Source organism: Streptomyces beihaiensis, assembly GCF_026274175.1.
Lineage (GTDB): Bacteria > Actinomycetota > Actinomycetes > Streptomycetales > Streptomycetaceae > Streptomyces > Streptomyces beihaiensis.
Genome location: NZ_JAPHNL010000281.1, coordinates 1 through 15,891, shown reverse-complemented (window position 1 = coordinate 15,891; position 15,891 = coordinate 1). Strand labels below are relative to the sequence as shown.

Below are 15,891 nucleotides of genomic sequence, written 5' to 3'. Positions count from 1 at the left end.
CCCCCGCCGACGCGAGCCCACCCTTACGGCGCCACGGCGACCACACAGGACTCCGCCGGAACGACCAACAGCCCGTCGGCGCCCGGCGGGGAGACCGGCTCCCAGGCGGCCAGCACATCCAGCACAGGCCGCCCCAGCGGGATCGACACGGCCGTCCCCGACAGGTTCACGGCCACCCGAAGGTCACCGCGCCGGTAGGCGATCCAGCGCGCCTGTTCGTCGTGGGCCACCTTGACGGCCGCCATGTCCGGATCCCGCAGATCCGCACGGGCCCGCCGCAAGGCGATGAGCTCCCGGTACCAGGCCAGTACGCGCGCGTGGTCGCCCGACTCCCGCTCCGCCCAGTCGAGGCAGGACCGCTCCCGCGTGGCCGGGTCCTGCGGATCGGGCACGTCCTCCTCGGCCCAGCCGTGCGCCGCGAACTCCCGCCTGCGCCCCTTGCGCACGGCGTCCGCGAGAGCGGGATCGGTGTGGTCGGTGAAGTACTGCCAGGGCGTGCTCGCCGCCCACTCCTCGCCCATGAAGAGCATGGGCGTGAACGGCCCGGTCAGCACGAGCGTCGCCGCGCAGGCGAGGAGCCCGGGGGAGACGGTGGCCGCGAGCCGGTCGCCCTGCGCGCGATTGCCGACCTGGTCGTGCGTCTGCGTGTACGCCACCAGGCGCGTCCCGGGCGTGCGCGTACGGTCCAGCGGCCGACCGTGATGGCGGCCCCGGAACGTCGAGTACGTGCCGTCGTGGAAGAACCCGTGCGTGAGCGTCTTCGCCACCGCGGCCACCGGTTCGCGCGCGAAGTCTCCGTAATATCCCTGCCGTTCACCGGTGACCGCCGCGTGCACGGCGTGGTGGACGTCGTCGTTCCACTGCGCGTGCAGGCCCAGGCCGCCCTCCTGGCGCGGCGTGATCAGACGGGGGTCGGCGAGGTCCGACTCGCCGATCAGGAACAGGGGCCGCCCCAGGTCCGCGGCGAGCCCGTCCACGGCCGCCGACAACTCCTCGAGGAACGGCAGGGCGCGCCGGTCGTGCAGCTCGTGGACGGCGTCCAGGCGCAGCCCGTCGAGCCGGTAGTCGCGCAGCCAGGCGAGCGCGCTGCCGACGAAGTAGTCCCGTACGCCGTCGGAGCCGGCCTCGTCCAGGTTGACCGCGTCGCCCCACGGAGTGTGCCGCGTGTCCGTGAAGTACGGGCCGTACGCGGCCAGGTGGTTGCCGGACGGACCGAGGTGGTTGTGGACCACGTCGAGGACGACTCCCAGGCCGAGCCCGTGCGCCTTGTCGACAAAGCGCTTCAGTGCCTCCGGTCCGCCGTACGGCTCGTGCACGGCCCACGGCGCGACCCCGTCGTACCCCCAGCCGTGCCGCCCCGGCATCGGGCACAAGGGCATCAGCTCGACGTGGGTGACACCCAGGTCGACCAGGTGCTCAAGTCGCTCCGCGGCGGCGTCCAGGGTGCCGTCCCGCGTGTACGTGCCCACGTGCAGCTCGTAGAGAACGGCTCCGGAGAGGTCGCGACCCGCCCAGTCGTTGAACCACACGAACCGGTCCTGGTCGACGACGGCGCTGAGCCCGTCGGGCCCGTCCGGCTGACGGCGCGAGCGCGGGTCCGGCAGCACGGGACCGTCGTCGAGCGCGAACCCGTACCGGGACCCGTCGCGCGCCCGCGCCGACCCCACCCACCATCCCGCGCGGCACGGATCGCGCTCCAACGCGCGCGTGGCGCCGTCGCAATGGAGCGTGACCCGCTCGGCCTGTGGTGCCCACACCTCGAACTGCACGGACGTGTTCCCCCTCGTGACCGTACGACGGCCGACAGTGACGACCCTTCCATGGTGCGTCACGGATGATCGTTCCGCTGGGAAAACGCCGCCGTCAGGCCGCACTTTGTGAGATCCCACGGGGGCGCCGGTGTTTCCTGGACACCCCGGCCGCGCTCCCGGACAATCAAGACCGTGACGCCCTCTTTCGAACACAGCGCCTACCCGGCCCGGCTCTGCGACGCCGAGCGGGACCGTGCGCTGAAAGTGCTCAGGGACGGCGTCGCGCTGGGCCGGCTCTCGCAGGACACGTTCATGCGCCGCGTGGAACTCGCCCTCGCCGCCCGGCGGTCCGACGAACTCGCGGCGCTCACCGCCGACCTGCGCCCCGAGAACCGCTGCTCGCGCGCGATGGTCGACGCCGTCGCCGCGGTCTCCGGACTCACGGTCAGGCTGCGCCGCGCGTGGACCGTGGAGCGGCTGCCCAAGCTGATGCTGCCGCCGGTGAGCGGCCACCGCCCGCTGCGCATCGGCCGTGATCCGGCCAACGGGCTGCGGCTGAGCCATGACACGGTCTCCCGGGTGCACGCCGAACTCTCCTCGCAGGGCGGCATGTGGGTGCTGCGCGACCTCGGCTCCACCAACGGCACGTCGGTGAACGGGCGCCGGGTGATCGGCGCCGCGGTGGTCAGGGACGGCGACCAGGTCTCCTTCGGCCGCATGTCGTTCCGGCTGTCGAGCGGCTGACCCGCCCCCGGCCGGTGTCCGCCGACCGAACGGCCCCCACCGCCCGTTCGGGTGGACCGGGCCGCGTTCCCGCCACGCGACGCGGTGTCACGTGTTCCATGTGGGCTATGCCGCGGGCGAGGGCCCGCGCTCCCGAACATGAGGAACGGTGACACCCATGCCCCTGGGGACGGCGACGACGAAGCCACGAGGCACCCTGCTGGCCGCGGCGGCGGCCGCGTGCGCGCTGCTCACCACCACGGCCGCACCGGTCCTGGCCGCCGCGCCGCGGCCGCCCGCGGGCTCCGGCGACTGGGTCCATGTGACCGTCCAGCACGGCGAACGCCCGGGGAACGCGAAGAGCGCGCTGCTGCGCTGCTCCGCCCGGCCCGTCGGGGACCACCCGCACGCCGCCGACGCCTGCCGCGAACTCACCGCCGCCAAGGGCGACATCAGCGCGATCCCGGCCGACTCGGACGCCATCTGTCCCATGATCTTCGACCCGGTCACCGCGGTCGCGTACGGCATGTGGGACGGCCGCCACGTCTCCTACGCGCACACCTTCTCCAACACGTGCGCCTTGAACGCCGCCACCGGAACCCTCTTCCGGCTCGACGACTGACAGGCGCGCCCGGCGGCGGCCGGTACCCGGCCCGTCGCTCACGCCTGCGCGTGCCGCACCGCGGCCACCGTGGTGCGCGCCTGGTGCTCGACCTGGTGTTCCAGCGGTATCCAGCGGGCCCCGAACCGCTCGGCGTACGCCGCGCACCACTCGGTGACGAGCAGGTCGAGGCGGGGAGCGGCCACGTCGCCCGCCTCCTCCAGGACGCGCAGCAGCATGGCGGCCGCCCGCAACGGAAGCCGCCGCGCGAACGCGTCGATGCTGCCGATGTACGCCATCGTCGCGTCCTGCGGCGGCGGTCGCATCCAGTCGTCCGCGAGCCCCGGCACCAGGCTGAGCGCCCAACGGGCCGCTCCGAGCAGCGGCCCGCCGGTGTCGGGCAGCCGCGGCAGCGCCTCGACGAGGATCTCCTCCACAAGGCGCGTGTCCCGGCTCAGCCGCGACGAAAGGCGGCGCAGCGCCCGGTCGGGCGCCGGATGCGGCGCCGGATCGTCCACCAGGTCGCTCGCCCACATCGGCACCTCGACGATGGCCGTCGAGCCGCCGTAGCGATGCGCGTGGTGCCACGTGGAGAGCCGGGCGTCGTCCGGCAGGCTCGGGAACACGGCCTGCGCGTCGGGGCCCGGCATCACCCGGACACCGGGCCCCGACGCGGGCCAGCCCGCCGCGTCCGACGGGCCCGTCTCCACCGGGATGTGCAACTCCGCGGCCGACTTCGCGAACGGCTCGGCGAGGCCCGGTATGTCACGCGTCAGCTGCACCCAGCTGCCGCCCAGTTCGGTGCCGTGCAACGACACCTGGAGGTAGGGGCGCAGCTCGTCGATGACGCCGGTCAGCGCCCGGGTCTCCGGCGGAAGCCGGTCCGGCGGCAGCACCGAAGGCGACCACTCCGGCTGATCGGGCCCCGCGGGCCGGTAGAAGGCGCGGTGGTAGTCGAGCAGGGAGTGCGGCGCCGGTGTGCGGTGCAGGGCCGCGCCGTCCGGGTCCGCGCACAGCAGGAAGTGCCAGGACCGGTCGGCCCGCAGCGGCCGTTCGAGCAGGACCCGCCGCGCCAGGTGCAGGGCCGTCGAGCCGCCCGTCGGCTCGTTGGCGTGCGCCCCCGCGACGACGAGGACCGCGCGCCGGTCGTGCCCGACGGACAGCACATGCAGGGGGCGGCCCTTGCGTGACGTGCCGACCTGGCGCAGGCGGCACAGGTCGGGCCGCTGAGCCGTCAGCTCCCGTGCCGCCCTGACCAGTTCGCCCGAAGTGGGGTATCGCTGCTCCGTCAGGTGACTCACCCCCGTTGGTCCTCCCGGCGTCAGCAATGCGCAGTACCCCACGCCCCGCCGTGCCTGTCAAGAAGGTCCGTGCCGGGGCCCGGTGACCGCAACGGCCCACGCCCCGCAGTGAAGGGAAACGTCTCGTGGGCGCCCGGTGTTCCCGTCCGCCCTCTCACGGCCGCTGCCGCCCGTCGCGCACCAGGAGCGCCACGGGACTGTCGGCGAAGAGTTCCGCCACGCGTGCCTGGCCGCTGAACTCCCTGTTCTCGACAGGCTTTCCCACAGGATTTCCCTCACGCTTCCCGGCAGGTTTCCCGGCCAGGAGCTGAGTCCAGACGCCGTCCGGCAGCCGCAGCCGGGTGTCGCGCCACCCGCCCGCCTCGGCGAGGCGCAGCGACAGCCGCGTCACCGCGACCACCACCCGGCCCGAGCGCGCATAGGCCACGCAGTGCCCCTCGCCCGCCCCGCTCGCGGTCAGCGGCTCGTACGTCGCCCCTTCGCCGAACCACTCCGGATGCTCGGCGCGCAACCCCAGCGCCGCCCGCGTCAGCCGCTCCTTCTCCGCGGAGAGCGTGCCGGGCTCGGCCGGGCCGAACCGCGCGGGCGCCCGGTTGTCCGGGTCCACCAGGGCCCGGTACTCGTGCTCGGTGCCCTGGTACACGTCCGGCACGCCCGGCATGGTGAGGTGGACGAGGGCCGCGCCCAGGACGTTGGCCCGCACATGGGGGCGCAGCCGCGCCATGAACCGCAGCACCGCGTCGCCTGGCGGGCCGCACGGCCCGGACGTCACGAAGGCGTCCACCGCGCTCTCGTACGCGGCGTCCTGCTCGGTCCACGTCGTGAACAACCCCGCCTCACGCGCGTGCTTGAGCATCGCCCGCCGCAGCCGCTCCGGCTCGACCCGCTCGAACCGCCGGTCGCCGGGCCCCGGATCCGCCGCCGGGCCGAGGCCCGCCAGCGTCTGCCAGGCCGCCCACGCCAGCTGCGCGTCGGGGGCGGGCGCACCGCCGCGCGCGGTCGCCTCCGTCACCTCTTCCAGCAGCCGCTCCCACCGCTGAGGGCACTGGGACAGCACCGAGATGCCCGCCCGCACGTCGGCGCTGCGCTTCGTGTCGTGCGTGGACAGCACCGTCGAGGTGGACGGCCAGTCCCGCTGCACGCGCGCGCAGTACGCGTGGAACACCCCGGCGGCCACCGCGGGTGCCAGCGGGCAGCCGCCCACCTCAAGGGCCGACAGGAGCGGTGTGTGCCGGTAGAACGCCGCGTCCTCGACCGACTTGGCCCGCAGCGCCGACGACGTCTGCGCGAACCGCGCCCGGAACGCGTCGTACCGGGGCCCCCGCCCGCGCCGCCCGAGCGCCAGGTCACGCACGGCGTCTACCGCGCGGGCCTCGTCGGCCACCGTGAACGCGGCCTTCGCGTCCTGTGCCGCCGCCGGCGTCAGCACCGTCTCGGGATCCACGCCCCCGCAGACGTACGGCCGGTACACCGGGACCCGCACCAGCAGCTCGCACAGGGCCGTGCGCAGCGCCCACGGGGCATGGTCGCGTGAGCGCGGCTCCAGGGCGCACAGCTCGGCCGCCTCCCGCGTCAGCCGGTCGACCTCCGTGGCCAGGTCGTGCGTGACGGTCCGGTAGGCGGCGTGCCGCACCGTGGTCGCCCACTGCCCGCCCCGGTCGGCGCTCACCCGGGTGAACCTGCGGAACAGGTCGAGCATCCGGTCGCACCCTGCCGGGTCGAGGAACAGGCCGTCGATGTGGCGCAGCGCGTCGTAGCCGGTGGTGCCCGCCACCGGCCAGGCGGCGGGCAGCCGCTCGCCGTCCTCCAGGATCTTCTCGACGACGGTCCACCGGCCGCCGGTCTCCCGGTCGAGCCGCGCCAGATAGCCGCCCGGCTCGGCGAGCCCGTCGGGGTGGTCGACGCGCAGCCCGTCGACGACGCCCTCGCGCATCAGCCGCAGCAGGGTGCCGTGGGTGGCGTCGAAGACCTCCGGCACCTCCACACGCAGCGCGATCAGCTCCGAAATGGTGAAGAACCGCCGGTAGTTGAGTTCCGTGCGCGCAAGGCGCCACCAGGCGAGCCGGTACCACTGCGCGTCGAGCAGCTGCCGCACCGGCAGGTCCCGGGTGCCCTCGCGCAGCGGGAAGGTGTGCTCGTGGTAGCGCAGCACGTCGCCGTCCACCGTGAGGTGCTCCAGCTCGTCGCCGAGGGGACCGCCGAGGACCGGCAGCAGCATCCGGCCGCCCTGTGCCTCCCAGTCGACGTCGAACCAGTGCGCGTACGGCGAGGCGGGGCCCTCGCGCAGCACCTCCCGCAGGGGCCGGTTGTGGCGGGCGGAGGCCGCCATGTGGTTGGGCACGATGTCCACGACGAGGCCGAGCCCGTGCCCGCGGGCCGTGCGCGCCAGCGCCCGCAGCCCCTCCTCGCCGCCCAGCTCGCCACGTACGCGCGTGTGGTCGACGACGTCGTAGCCGTGTGTCGACCCGGGGACGGCTTCGAGGACCGGCGACAGATGCAGATGCGAGACCCCGAGGGAGGCCAGATGCGGGACGGCCGCTGCGGCCGCCGCGAACCCGAAGTCCGGTTGCAGTTGAATCCGGTAGGTGGCCGTCGGAGGGGGAGGCGTCATGCGAACCTACATACCCCGCCGAGGAGCCTCGTGCCATCACCGCATGCGGGACACCGCGCGTGTGTCGTTAACTTCGGGCGATGACCGAGACGAGCGCACGCACGTGGAGGCGGCGGACTCGGACGTGGGCCCCGGGTCCGCGCCCGCAGGACCCGGCGGACCCGGCCGACAGCGCGCTCGGCACGTACCGCCGGGTGATCGCCGTGACGGGCGTCCTGCTGCCGGTCGTGTCGTTCCTCGCGCGGCTGCCCGTCGCGGTGATCCAGTTCGGCAGCGTCCTCCTCGTCACACGGACCAGCGGCTCGCTCGCCACCGGTGGCACGGTCGCCTGCGCGCTCGCGCTCGGCCAGGTCGCGACCGGACCGTTCGTCGGACGCCTCGCCGACCGGTGCGGCCAGCGCCCCGTCGTCCTCGCCCTGGCGCTGCTCGACTCGGCCGCGATCGCCGCCTACACGCTGGGTGCGCTGGCCGGGCTCCCCACCGCCGTCCTGATCGTTCTCGGCGTGCTCACGGGCGTCACCGTGCCCGGCGTGGGACCGCTGGCACGCGCGCGTGGTGTCGCCCTCGTGCGGCGCGCGGGCGCGGGGGAGCGGGTCGTGAACGCGGTGCTCTCCCTGGAGTCCACCATGGACGAGCTCTCCTTCGTCCTGGGGCCCGCCCTCGTCGGCATCGCGTCCGTCGTGGCGCACCCCGCCTGGGCGTTCGGTGCGGCGGCCCTGCTCGTCGCCGTCTGCGGCACCGCCTTCGCACTGCACCCGACGGCCGCGGCGGTCCCGCGCGCCGCCGCCGACCCCGGCGCGCCCGCACGCGCGCGGGGCCGCCGCGGGCCCGCGCGCGAGCCGATGCCGCGTCAGGTCCACGTGGTGCGCGCAGGGCTCGCCCTGCTCGGGGTGCTGCTCGGCGGCTGCGGCGCCGGGATCACCGCGCTCACGCGCGACCTGGGCCACGAGGACCAGGCCGGGCTCGTCTACGCCGCCATGGGAGTCATGAGCGCCGTCGCGGGACTGCCCATGGCGGCGCTGCCCGAGCGGTTCGCCCTGCACCGCCGCTGGCGACTGGCCACGGCCGCCGCCGCGATCCTGTCGCTGCCGCTGATCGTCACCCACGACATGCCGCTCCTGTACGGCGTGGTGACCGTCTTCGGCGGTCTGTTCGCGCCCAATCTGATCACCGGGTTCGGCCTGACCGAGCGGGCGGTGCCGCGCGGGAGGCTCGCCGAGGGCATGACGGTCGCCGCGAGCGCGTTCGTCGGCGGGCAGGCCGTCACGCTCGCCGCCGCGGGCCGCCTGGCGCAGTCCCACGGCGCCCCAGCGGCCTTCGCGGTGGGCAGCGCCGCCGCGGCCCTCGCCTTCGGCGTGGCGCTGCTCGTACGGCCCCGCACGTAGCGGGCGGCCTCGCGCATGGGCCCCGCGCAGGGCGCCCTGAGGCCGGCTACGCGGGCCGCTGCAGCACCATGAGGCTCCGCCCGGCCAGTGTGATCCGGTCGCCGCCGTACACCTTCCGGTCTCCGTCCGCGGGCAGCCCGTCGGGCAGCACCGTGTCGACGACCGCCTCCCACTGCCGCCCGTGGTCGGCCGGTACCACGAACTCGCGCGGCCGGTCGGACGCGTTGAACATCAGCAGGAAGGAGTCGTCCAGGATGCGTTCGCCGTGCGGACCCGGCTCCGAGATCGCGTTGCCGTTGAGGAACACCGACATCGAACGGGCCTGCGCGGCCTGCCAGTCCCGCTGCGTCATCTCCTCGCCCTCGGGCGTGAACCAGGCGATGTCGGTCAGTTCGTCGTGCGTGCCCTGCACCGGCCGCCCGTGGAAGAAACGGCGCCTGCGGAACACCGGGTGCTCCCGGCGCAGGCGCACCATCGCGCGCGTGAACTCCAGGAACGGCTCCGGCGGGCCCCCGGGGTCCGCCCAGGGCACCCAGGCGACCTCGTTGTCCTGACAGTAGGCGTTGTTGTTGCCGCCCTGGGTGCGCCCGAACTCGTCGCCGTGGCCGAGCATCGGCACACCCTGCGACAGCATCAGCGTGGCGACGAAGTTGCGCATCTGCCGCTGCCGGAGGGCCAGCACGTCCGGGTCGTCCGTCTCGCCCTCGACCCCGCAGTTCCACGATCGGTTGTGGCTCTCGCCGTCCCGGTTGCCCTCGCCGTTCGCCTCGTTGTGCTTCTCGTTGTACGACACCAGGTCGCGCAGCGTGAAGCCGTCGTGGCAGGTGACGAAGTTGACGGAGGCCAGCGGGCGCCGCCCGTCGTCCTGGTAGAGGTCGGACGAGCCGGTCAGCCGGCTGGCGAACTCGGCCAGGGCGCGCGGCTCGCCCCGCCACAGGTCGCGCACCGTGTCCCGGTACTTGCCGTTCCACTCGGTCCACAGCGGCGGGAAATTGCCCACCTGGTAGCCGCCCTCGCCGAGGTCCCAGGGCTCCGCGATGAGCTTCACGCGCGAGACGACGGGGTCCTGCTGCACGAGGTCGAAGAACGACGAGAGCCGGTCCACCTCGTGGAACTGCCGCGCCAGGGTGGCGGCCAGGTCGAAGCGGAACCCGTCGACGTGCATCTCCTCGACCCAGTAGCGCAGCGAATCCATGATCATCTGGAGCACGTGCGGGGACCGCATCAGCAGCGAGTTCCCGGTGCCCGTCGTGTCCATGTAGTAGCGCGGATCGTCGGCGAGCCGGTAGTACGACGGATTGTCGAGCCCCTTGAAGGAGAGCGTCGGACCCAGGTGGTTGCCCTCGGCCGTGTGGTTGTAGACCACGTCGAGGACGACCTCGATGCCCGCGCGGTGCAGGGCCCGCACCGCCGACTTGAACTCCAGGACCTGCTCGCCCCGGTCGCCCCAGGAGGCGTACGTGTTGTGGGGCGCGAAGAAACCGATGGTGTTGTAGCCCCAGTAGTTGCTCAGTCCCGCGTCGGCGAGCCGGTGGTCGTCGACGAACTGGTGGACCGGCATCAGCTCCAGGGCCGTCACCCCCAGTTCGGTGAGGTGCTCGATGACCGCGGGGTGGGCGAGCGCCGCATAGGTGCCGCGCAGCTCGTCCGGCAGGCCCGGGTGCAGCATCGTCAGGCCCTTCACATGCGCCTCGTAGAGCACCGTCTCGTGGTACTCGGTGCGCGGCGGCCGGTCGTCGCCCCAGTCGAAGTACGGATTGACCACGACCGACGCCATGGTGTGCGGCGCCGAGTCCCGGTCGTTGCGTGTCTGGGGCGCGCCGAACCGGTAGCCGTACACCGCCTCGTCCCAGTCGATCCGCCCGCTCATCGCGCGCGCGTACGGGTCGAGCAGGAGCTTCGCCGAGTTGCAGCGCAGCCCGCGCGCCGGATCGTACGGGCCGTGCACCCGGTAGCCGTACCGCTGCCCCGGCATCACCCCGGGCAGATACGCGTGCCGCACGAACGCGTCGGTCTCCCGCAGCTCCACGGCGGTCTCCGAGCCGTCGTCGTGCAGCAGACACAGCTCGATACGGTCGGCGGCCTCCGAGAAGACCGCGAAGTTCGTCCCGGCGCCGTCGTACGAGGCGCCGAGCGGAAACGCCCGACCTGGCCACACCTGCATGCGAAGACTCTTCTCCTACGGGCCCGGCGGCCCGGGCGACACGGAAGAGTCTGTCCCCGAAACCACCGGGAGAAGCGGAAGAGCGGAAGATGTGCGCCCGCTCGGGTCAACATGGAGCCGCGCGCCGTGGCCCGCAACGGCGACCGTAAGCACACCGGTCCGCACTGCCGCCGAGCCGCCCCGCAGCGGCGTGACCTTATGAATCAGCTCACTTCACCGGTCCGCCCACGGCGGAACACCGTTCCCCGATACGGTAGTTGAGAAACTCTCACTTCCATCCGGCTGCACCGCCACCCGCTCGCGGAGTACCCTTCCTTGATCGTTGCCGGGGGAGTGCTCGACAGGCTTGGGGCGGAAGGCGGTGCGGAGCGGGTGAGCTCGGGAGGGCGTGAGCTGCCCCCAGGTGACGGCGGTCACGAGGGACAGGACGTTCAGGAGGCTACCGCCGCGGACATCCCGGCCTCGGCCGTGTCGCTGGCCCGGCCCTTGGAGGCGGGGGCGCAGATCGGCCCCGAGCTCGACTGGGGTGCCGACGCGTGGCGTGAGGTCCGTACGCGCGCGCGACGAGCCGGGCGGGCCTACATCTGGCTGAACCTGGTCGAGCAGCGGCTGCGCGCGGTCGTCGCGGCGGTGCTGCGGCCCGTGTACGAGCCCGTGCACGGCGACGACTGGGTGGTCGCGGCGGCGGGGCCCGCGGGCCAGGAGTGGGTGCAGCGGGCCGTCGCCGTGCACGAGGTCAGCCGCCGCAAGGGCTATCTGCTCGACCCGGCCGACGACAACGTCCTGTCGTTCCTGACGCTTCCGCAGCTGCGCGAGCTGATGGTCCAGCACTGGCCGTGCTTCGAGCCCTACTTCGACGACCGGCGCGACGTCGAGCTCGCCCTGGACGAGCTGGAGGTCACCCGCAACGTCGTCTCGCGCAACCGCGCCCTGTCCGAGGCGGTCCTCGGCCAGGCCGAGCGGGCGGCCTCCCGGCTGCTGGAGATCCTCGGCGCGGGCTCGGACGTCCCGTCGGCGCGCCGCCTGCCCGTGGACGCCGTCGAGGACCTGGTCGGCGACCGGTACGCGGACGTGGTCGGCGTCCACCCCGACCGGGTGAGGCTGCTGCGCCAGTTCCCCGCGGAGGACCTGTTCGGCGGTGCCCGCCGCCTCGACGCGATCGGGATAGGACTGAACCTGCTGGTGCAGAACTTCTCCGGCCGCCGCCTGGTGCGCCTGGCCGACGCGGGCTGCCGGGTGCGCCTGCTGTTCCTCAACCCGGCCTCCAGTGCGGTCAAGCGGCGTGAGCGGGAGCTGGGGCTCAAGCGGGGGGAGCTGAGCCGGGCCGTCGAGATGAACATCCTGCACATGCGCCGCGTACGGGCAGGTCTCAAGGACCCCGCGGCCTTCCGGATCCAGGTCTTCGACGAGACACCGCGCTTCACCGCCTACCTCGTCGACGGCGACGGCTCGGACGGCATCGCCGTCGTCCAGTCCTACCTGCGCCGCACCCGCGGCATGGAGGCCCCGGTCCTCGTGCTGCGCGGCGGCGGCCGCACCGTCAGGGCGAGCGCCTCACCGGACACGGGCGAGAACGGGCTTTTCGTGACGTACCGGGACGAGTTCGAACAGGCGTGGGCGGACGCCCGACCGGTGTCGTAGCCGCGTTGTCAGTGGCGCGTGCGATGGTGAGAACCGTTGGGGGATGCACCACGAGAAGGGGGCTGCCATGGGCTGGCACCGAGAGCTGCTGGTCGGATTCGACCTGGAGACGACCGGGACGGATCCGCGCGAGGCGCGCATCGTCACGGGCGCGGCCATAGAGGTCAGGGACGGGACGGTGCTCGGTCACCGGCGGTGGCTCGCCGACCCGGGGGTGCCGATCCCCGACGACGCGGTCGCGGTGCACGGCGTCAGCAGCGAGCGGGCGGCGGCCGAGGGCGAACCGGCCGACCGGGTGGCCGACGCGATCGCCGGGACGCTGGTGGCGTACTGGGAGGCCGGCACCCCGGTCGTCGCGTACAACGCGGCGTTCGACCTGACACTGCTCTCCGCCGAGCTGGCCAGGCACCGACTGCCGTCGCTGCGCGAGCGGCTCGGCGGCGTCGAGCCGGGCCCGGTCGTCGACCCGTACACGATCGACCGCAGCGTCGACCGCTACCGCAAGGGCAAGCGCAACCTCGAAGCGGTCTGCGCGGAGTACGGGGTGACGCTGGAGGCGGCGCACGACGCGTCCGCCGACGCGCTCGCCGCGGCGCGACTCGCCCGCGCGATAGGCGAGCGCCACCCGAAGGTCGCCGGACTGGGCCCCGCGGAGCTGCACCACCGCCAAGTGGAGTGGTACGCGCGGTGGGCGGCGGACTTCCAGAGCTTCCTGCGCCGCAAGGGCGATGCGGAGGCGGTCGTCGATCCCCTGTGGCCCGTACGCGACCTGGCCGAGGACGTCCGCCCGAGGCCGAGCGCGGCCGGAGCCTGACGGCCGAGGCCGCGAGAGGACCGTCGGAACCGCAAGGCGCCGTCAGCCGAAGCCGGAAGAAGCATCGTCAGAAGGGATACCAGCGCACCGAGGGGTCGCCCTCCCGCAGCGAGTCCACGCGGCGCCGGAACTCCGCCCGCGCCTTCGGTTCGGTCGGCGTGTGCTGAGCCACCCACGCGCAGGACGCCGTCTCCCGCGCCCCGCGCAGCACCGCGCACCCGTCCCACGCGCGCACGTCCCATCCGTAGGTCTCCACGAACCGCTCGTAGGCCCCGGCGGGCAGGCCGTACCGGTCCCGGGACAGGGCCATGACCACCAGGTCGTGCTCGCGCAGGTCCGACGAGAAGGTCTCCAGGTCGACCAGGACCGGGCCGTCGGGTCCGACGTGCACGTTGCGCGGCAGGGCGTCGCCGTGGATCGGGCCCGGCGCGAGGTGCGGCGACAGGGCGGCGGCCGCTGCGGCGAAGCCGTCCCGGCGCTCGCGCAGATACGCCGCGTCCGCCGGGTCGACGGCGTCGCCCGCGAGCCGCAGCCAGCGCTCCACACCGCCGAGCAACTCCCGCCGGGGCAGCGTGAATCCGGTCGGGGCCGGCAGCGCGTGCACGTGCCCGAGCAGTTCGGCCAGGTCGCGCGGCTCGGCGGGACGGACCGCCGCGGGCATGCGGTGCCACAGGGTCAGCGGGTGCCCGTCCACCATCAGCGGCTCCGCCTCGGCGGCGCGCACCGCGGGGACGCCGTGCTCGGCGAGGTAGGCGGCGACGGCGAGCTCGCGGCGGGCCCGGTCGAGCAGTTCGGACCCGGCCAGCTCGATGCTGCGGCCCACCTTGACGACGAGGTCACCGGCGGAGAACACCGCGTTCTCGCCGAGCGCGAGAAGTTCGGCGCCGCGGGCCCCGGGCCCCGCAGCGCCGTCCACGACACCCGCCCGTGCCAGCACGTCCCGCGCCCGTGCCTCGTCCATCACTCGCCTCCCGCGTCCTCCCAGGTACGGGCCCAGTCTCGCACCCGCACCGCACCGTCTCCGGTTCGTCCTGTATGCCGGCTCTGTTGTTGCAGGGGCTTGTTGAACAAGTCACAGGCGGATGAAGGTCTTGATCTGATCGCGTCATTCGGTCAGGGTTTCGTCCCGACCCCCACGAACCACACACCCCGAACAGGTCCCTCACCATCGTCGGGTGACGGACGCGATCCGGCGGCCTCCGTGCTCCACCCCCACGGGGCACGGCGGCCGCCCTATCGTGTGCGGATGAGCGGACACACGACGACGAAGCGGTACGCGGCGCTGCTGCGCGGCATCAACGTGGGCGGCAGCCGCAAGCTCCCCATGGCCCGGCTGCGCCCGCTCCTCGAAGACCTGGGCCTCACCGACGTACGGACCTACCTGCAGAGCGGAAACGCCACCTTCGCCGCCGACCACGGCGACGAGCCGAGCCTCGCCGACGACATCGCGGCCGCCGTCGCCGACGAGTTCGGCTTCGCCGTCGACGTCCTCGTACGTGAACACGCCTATCTGGCGGCCGTCATGCACGACTGCCCGTTCCCGGCCGCCGAACTCGAAGGCAGACAACTGCACGTCACATACTTCTCCGAGCAGGTCTCCCCGGACCGCTTCGCCGCCATCGACCTGCCCGCGTACGCCCCCGAGGAGTTCCGCCTCGGCGACCGCGCGCTCTACCTCTACGCGCCCGACGGCCTCGGCCGTTCGAAACTCGCCGAGCAACTGTCGCGACCGGCCGTCACCAAGGGGATCGTGGCCACCAGCCGGAACTGGAACACCGTGGTCAAACTGGTCGACATGACAACGGAACCGGGCTCGGACGACGGCTGATCATCCGACCCTCCTCCGTCCGCTGATCACCTGTGCGAGGCTCGGTGCCATGCGCTATCTCATCATCGGAGCAGGAGCGGTCGGCGGCACCATCGGCGGCCGGCTCGCCCAGTCCGGACACGACGTCGTCCTCGTCGCCCGCGGCGCACAGTACGCCGCCCTGCGCGACAACGGCCTGTGCCTTCGGACACCCGACGGACCCCGTACCCACCGGCTCCCGGTCGTGGACCGCCCCGAGGCGCTCGGCACCCTGCGCCCCGACGACGTCCTCGTACTGACCGTCAAGACGCAGGACAGCGCCGCCGCGCTCGCCGCCTGGGCGGGGCGGCCCGTCGAGGGCGGCGGCACCGCGGCCTTCCGTCTGCCGCTCGTCTGCGCGCAGAACGGCGTCGAGAGCGAACGGCTCGCGCTGCGCACCTTCCGGCGGGTCTACGGGGTGTGCGTGTGGCTGCCCTGCGAGTTCGTCGAGCCGGGTGTGGTCTCCGCGGCCGGGACCCCGCTCACCGGGATGCTGCACATCGGCCGCCACCCCGCGGGCAGCGACGACACCGCGCGCGCCATCAGCGCCGACCTGGAACGTTCGCACATCGAGGCGCCCGTCGTGGACGACGTGATGCGCTGGAAGTACGCCAAACTCCTGTCCAACCTGGCCAACGCGGTCCAGGCGCTCTCCGGCGCGCCCCTCGACGAGGAGGGACGCGCCCTCTGCCGCAGGGCCCGCGCGGAGGGCGAGGCCGTTCTCGCCGCCGCCGGGATCGTATACACGGGCGAGGACGAGGAGCGGACGTTCCGCGGGGACAAGATCACCCTCAAGCCCTTCGACGGCTCACCGCGCGGCGGCGGCTCGTCCTGGCAGTCCCTCCACCGGGGCACGGGCACGATCGAGGCGGACTACCTCAACGGTGAGATCGCGCTGCTCGGCCGGCTGCACGGGGTACCGACCCCGGTCAACGACGTGCTGCAGGAACTGGCCGACGACGCGGCGCGCCACCGGCGCCCGGCCGGAGCTATGCCGGTGGCGGACCTCGTCGCGGCGGTGGACGCGCGGGCGGGCACGGGCGGGTGAGCGGCT

The 15,891-nt window shown here is 73.5% G+C and carries 12 protein-coding genes; 7 read left to right on the top strand and 5 right to left on the bottom strand.

What is annotated here, in order from left to right; all coding sequences use genetic code 11:
- Window positions 1-23: 23 nt before the first annotated feature.
- Entirely contained in the window at window positions 24-1,769 is a 1,746-nt protein-coding gene (gene treZ / locus OFY01_RS23900) for a malto-oligosyltrehalose trehalohydrolase (RefSeq protein ID WP_266603185.1), read from the bottom strand.
- Window positions 1,770-1,943: 174 nt separating this feature from the next.
- On the opposite strand from treZ, the gene OFY01_RS23895 reads away from it, so the two are divergent.
- Both OFY01_RS23895 and OFY01_RS23890 read left to right on the top strand, forming a co-directional pair.
- On the top strand, window positions 1,944-2,495 hold the full coding sequence (locus OFY01_RS23895; protein ID WP_266603184.1) for a DUF1707 and FHA domain-containing protein: 552 nt from the start codon (window positions 1,944-1,946) through the stop codon (window positions 2,493-2,495).
- Window positions 2,496-2,652: 157 nt separating this feature from the next.
- Window positions 2,653-3,096, top strand: a complete 444-nt coding sequence (locus OFY01_RS23890) for an SSI family serine proteinase inhibitor (RefSeq protein ID WP_266603183.1) — start codon at window positions 2,653-2,655, stop codon at window positions 3,094-3,096.
- Window positions 3,097-3,134: 38 nt separating this feature from the next.
- On the opposite strand, the gene OFY01_RS23885 is transcribed toward OFY01_RS23890, so the two are convergent.
- Entirely contained in the window at window positions 3,135-4,376 is a 1,242-nt protein-coding gene (locus tag OFY01_RS23885; protein WP_266603182.1) for a M14 family zinc carboxypeptidase, read from the bottom strand.
- Between the two features lie 154 nt (window positions 4,377-4,530).
- Window positions 4,531-6,987, bottom strand: a complete 2,457-nt coding sequence (treY, locus tag OFY01_RS23880; RefSeq protein WP_266603181.1) for a malto-oligosyltrehalose synthase — start codon at window positions 6,985-6,987, stop codon at window positions 4,531-4,533.
- 80 nt (window positions 6,988-7,067) lie between these two features.
- Between treY and OFY01_RS23875 the strand changes: the two genes are divergently transcribed.
- Entirely contained in the window at window positions 7,068-8,372 is a 1,305-nt protein-coding gene (locus tag OFY01_RS23875) for an MFS transporter (protein ID WP_266603180.1), read from the top strand.
- A gap of 46 nt (window positions 8,373-8,418) precedes the next feature.
- Here OFY01_RS23875 and glgX read toward each other — a convergent pair whose 3' ends face one another.
- Complete coding sequence (glgX, locus tag OFY01_RS23870; RefSeq protein ID WP_266603179.1) at window positions 8,419-10,536, bottom strand: glycogen debranching protein GlgX; 2,118 nt, start codon at window positions 10,534-10,536, stop codon at window positions 8,419-8,421.
- Between the two features lie 372 nt (window positions 10,537-10,908).
- Here glgX and OFY01_RS23865 point away from each other — a divergent pair, with 372 nt between their 5' ends.
- The gene (locus OFY01_RS23865) at window positions 10,909-12,177 is read left to right on the top strand and encodes an SAV2148 family HEPN domain-containing protein (protein ID WP_266603178.1); all 1,269 of its coding nucleotides are present in this window, start codon (window positions 10,909-10,911) and stop codon (window positions 12,175-12,177) included.
- A 67-nt stretch (window positions 12,178-12,244) separates the two neighbouring features.
- Window positions 12,245-12,991, top strand: a complete 747-nt coding sequence (locus OFY01_RS23860) for a 3'-5' exonuclease (RefSeq protein WP_266603177.1) — start codon at window positions 12,245-12,247, stop codon at window positions 12,989-12,991.
- Between the two features lie 67 nt (window positions 12,992-13,058).
- On the opposite strand, the gene OFY01_RS23855 is transcribed toward OFY01_RS23860, so the two are convergent.
- Entirely contained in the window at window positions 13,059-13,952 is an 894-nt protein-coding gene (locus tag OFY01_RS23855; RefSeq protein WP_266603176.1) for a phosphotransferase enzyme family protein, read from the bottom strand.
- Between the two features lie 285 nt (window positions 13,953-14,237).
- Between OFY01_RS23855 and OFY01_RS23850 the strand changes: the two genes are divergently transcribed.
- Both OFY01_RS23850 and OFY01_RS23845 read left to right on the top strand, forming a co-directional pair.
- A complete protein-coding gene (locus tag OFY01_RS23850) occupies window positions 14,238-14,819 on the top strand; it encodes a DUF1697 domain-containing protein (protein ID WP_266603175.1) in 582 nt (193 codons plus the stop codon).
- A gap of 49 nt (window positions 14,820-14,868) precedes the next feature.
- On the top strand, window positions 14,869-15,885 hold the full coding sequence (locus tag OFY01_RS23845; RefSeq protein WP_266603173.1) for a ketopantoate reductase family protein: 1,017 nt from the start codon (window positions 14,869-14,871) through the stop codon (window positions 15,883-15,885).
- The last annotated feature ends 6 nt before the right edge of the window (window positions 15,886-15,891 follow it).